Annotated in this window: 3 protein-coding genes; 2 read left to right on the top strand and 1 reads right to left on the bottom strand. The window is 41.6% G+C overall.

The features are described from left to right. Positions 1 to 178 precede the first annotated feature (178 nt). Positions 179 to 928 (top strand): hypothetical protein, encoded by a 750-nt coding sequence (locus AB6C75_RS23200; RefSeq protein WP_123297068.1) that lies wholly within the window; start codon positions 179 to 181, stop codon positions 926 to 928. Then, complete coding sequence (locus tag AB6C75_RS23195) at positions 915 to 2,270, top strand: hypothetical protein (RefSeq protein ID WP_372109451.1); 1,356 nt, start codon at positions 915 to 917, stop codon at positions 2,268 to 2,270. The genes AB6C75_RS23200 and AB6C75_RS23195 overlap by 14 nt, the downstream gene beginning before the upstream one ends. A gap of 43 nt (positions 2,271 to 2,313) precedes the next feature. Here AB6C75_RS23195 and AB6C75_RS23190 read toward each other — a convergent pair whose 3' ends face one another. Then, positions 2,314 to 2,949 (bottom strand): inovirus Gp2 family protein, encoded by a 636-nt coding sequence (locus AB6C75_RS23190; RefSeq protein ID WP_102489612.1) that lies wholly within the window; start codon positions 2,947 to 2,949, stop codon positions 2,314 to 2,316. Between the last annotated feature and the right edge of the window lie 207 nt (positions 2,950 to 3,156).

Below are 3,156 nucleotides of genomic sequence, written 5' to 3'. Positions count from 1 at the left end.
CTCTTTACCATGCTGTTCAAAAAACACTCACGAAAGATCAACACGCCCTAGTCATTAACTACAAAAAGTAATCGCATCAGGCTGTGTGGCCACCAGCCGATCCCTAATCAAGTTGAATCTTTAGCTCATCACTTAAAAGTGATGAGGCGATTGATCACGTTTAAATTTTGGTGGTCCCATGTCTTCTAAACCAAACAGACAACGCATCGAACATATAGAGTTAGTATTTGAAATTTACTCCCACATACCGACTCAACGAAAAATTACAGTTAGTGAAATTCATGAACGATTAGCGAGTACTGGGATTAAGCGTTCGAAACGTACCGTACAACGCTGCTTGAATATTCTGACGGATTACCTAGATATTGAAAAAGACGATAGAACCCTGCCCTATAGCTATCATCGAAGACCCCAACCCGGTGTATTCATGGGCCCTAAAGAATCTGTACTTCTTGAGTTTGCTTTTGAGAGTTTAAAAGCAGCACTTCCTGAAAGTTATCTACCAAGTATGCAAGGCGCATTTGCACCCTTTTTGCTAATGGACCACAACCAAGGTCCACGTATTGATATTCGATACACGTTAATAAACCAGAAAGAAAATTATGACGAAGCTCTTTTTGACAAGCTTTGTCTAGCAATCTATTACCAGCGTGAAATTCGCCTCCATCTCAACAGCGAACAAACTCTCCAGTATGTCTGTCCACTTGGGCTTGTGTTAGAGAGTGAGGCCCTTCAATTGATCTACCAATTCGAAAGCCATGTTTGCGCCATCCCTCTCAATCAAATTCAAGACATCTACATCAGTACATTCGGGTTTACCTATCCAAAGGGATTTTCACTATCTGAGGTCATTACACCTAAACGAGAACCAACACTTATAGCCAAATGTTCAAACAACCACACAAGGAATGATCATGAAAAATACTAACTTACTCAGAACAACTCTCGTCAGCTCTATCGTTTTCGCTCTGACAGCTTGCGGAGGGGGCTCTAATAGTAATACTCCAACGTCTCCACCAGCCGACCAAACGCGCTCAATATCAAGCATGAGTGTTGTTAATGATGGTTTTCAGACCTTTAAGCCTCGCGCTCACGATTTAACTGGCTATCGAGCATATTCTATAGCAGCTACGTTCAATACGCCTTTAGATGACGGGCAAAGTGCTTACGTTTATGAGAACCCAGAAAACGGTGAGGTAAGCTCGATTAGCTTTGAAGGCGATGATGCTGAGAGCGTTGTGACTCCGACTATCGATATGATCGTCGACCTAAATACCACCTACTCCGCAATCAACATGAGTAATGTCACCGTCACCGTGGATGACGTGGTGTATGAAGGTAATTACACCCTCATACAGGACAAGAATACCGGTGATCTTTATCCATTGGTTGAGAGCAGCGTTCCTATCTATAAGAAGGTGGAAGCTGAACATGAGGCTTGGGTCACCAATACACGCTTTTCCCACAACGGAGATAGCACACGTATTTACTTAAGGCACAGTGATGAACTCAGCCTGCATAAAGCAGAGCTTGTTGATGGTACGTTTGTCATTTCTAAAGTCTTTGATGATTACTTCAGAAACAATGTCATTCTATCAACAGGTGATATTGTCACTGTTCCTTGGAGTGGTGATAGCTTAACGTGGGTAAAGCAAGACGGTACGGAGCACAACTTTAATTACGATACGTCAAAGTTATCTGTTCCATTTCTATACGCAGATAAACTCTATGCAATTCGAGATTCCGATGATGCACTGATTGAGCTTACATTGAATGGCGCTACCTTAGATCAAACCGATGCTCTATGGACCACCAATGGATACAGGCCCTCCTCCATGAGTGTGGTTCGTGGTGATTATAAAATGCATTCAGATTGCTCTGTATATCAATTCGATGACACAACAAAAACCATCACACAACTCCAACCATCTAAAGCACACAATGGTCACGTAGCCAATGCAGGCCAAACCTCACTGTACTGTATGTACTCAAGTACCGATGATAATAGTGCATTGCCTAGCTTCATGCGTTTTGATATTAGTAAGGCTAAACTTAACCAAACCCCTACAACGACAATCGATGCATCTAGTGGTACTAAACTTGATGCCAATGAACGAATGGCCGTCGTCAGCGACAACGAGCTGATGTTCTATCAATATCCAAGTGGAACCTTTACTGAGTACTACATCAACTTTGACGCTGGTACTACAGTGGAAAAAGAAGTGAGTTCAATAACGGCTATTAAGATGCAAACCGTCACTCAAAACTAATTATTTAGAAGGATTAATGAGGGCGATGTTCTGCCCTCTTTTTTTAGGTTCGAGAGCACCCAAAACTTCGTGTTCTATCGCCGTAGTGCTTGGTCTCAACCTTAGCCAAATAGCTGACTCGTTTAAACAAGCTATCCACCTGTTGGTCGAATTTACCTGAGTTTTTATCTAACCAATAGGTAGGGCTGTCTGGGAAATGGACTAAGGTATCACCTTCATTGGCTTTGATATCCAACGCTCGACACCACGCCTTCTTTATCATGTCTGATAAATTACCTTTTTGATCAAACCTTCCAAGAGAATGGTACACGTCTTTGTTCAATAACAAGACAAGGTGGTAATGGTGACTCAATGACGTGCTTCTTTCTTTACACCAAGCATATCGAACCTTACAACTACGAGCAGTCTGACCTTTCCTTTTTTTTCGACTGAGGTCAGCTTGAATCTGAGCATCCAGCGAAGCAATAAAGTTCTTGATGACTCCAGTATCATCGAACAATAAAGATTTAGCTAAACGTAAGTCTACTCTAATGGCTGTCGTGCGAGGGTGTTGTGTGACGGCTTTATCAATCGTGTCATACAGTTTATCAAGGTAGCTTAGAACTAAACCACCTTTTAGCTTTAAGATTGGCAATCCATTGAATGTATCATTGGTCGTTGTTTTAAGTTTTTTCATCATTATACCTTTGGGGTGAATGTCTCTGGTATAGGATGATTGGGAGTGGTTATTTAATGAGGTGAGTATCTTTATTGAATTGTGTTTGGTAAGTGTAAGTTGATGAATGGTATATACGTAATATTACCATACCGCAATAACGAGATATGAACAGGGGCTTTGTTGCGTAATTCAGTTAGAGACAGAGCAGCCCCATTTCGTGCGTTTCTT

It is taken from the genome of Vibrio sp. 10N.237.312.B06, from assembly GCF_041464685.1.
GTDB lineage: Bacteria > Pseudomonadota > Gammaproteobacteria > Enterobacterales > Vibrionaceae > Vibrio > Vibrio tasmaniensis_A.
The sequence above is the reverse complement of the archived record's forward strand: the minus strand, read 5'-3'. Positions and strand labels throughout refer to the sequence as shown.

Bases quoted from the DNA above. Each gene is read 5' to 3' on its own strand.
- AB6C75_RS23200 (WP_123297068.1), top strand. From the start codon at position 179: ATGTCTTCTAAACCAAACAGACAACGCATCGAACATATAGAGTTAGTA.
- AB6C75_RS23195 (WP_372109451.1), top strand. From the start codon at position 915: ATGAAAAATACTAACTTACTCAGAACAACTCTCGTCAGCTCTATCGTT.
- AB6C75_RS23190 (WP_102489612.1), bottom strand. From the start codon at position 2,949: ATGATGAAAAAACTTAAAACAACGACCAATGATACATTCAATGGATTG.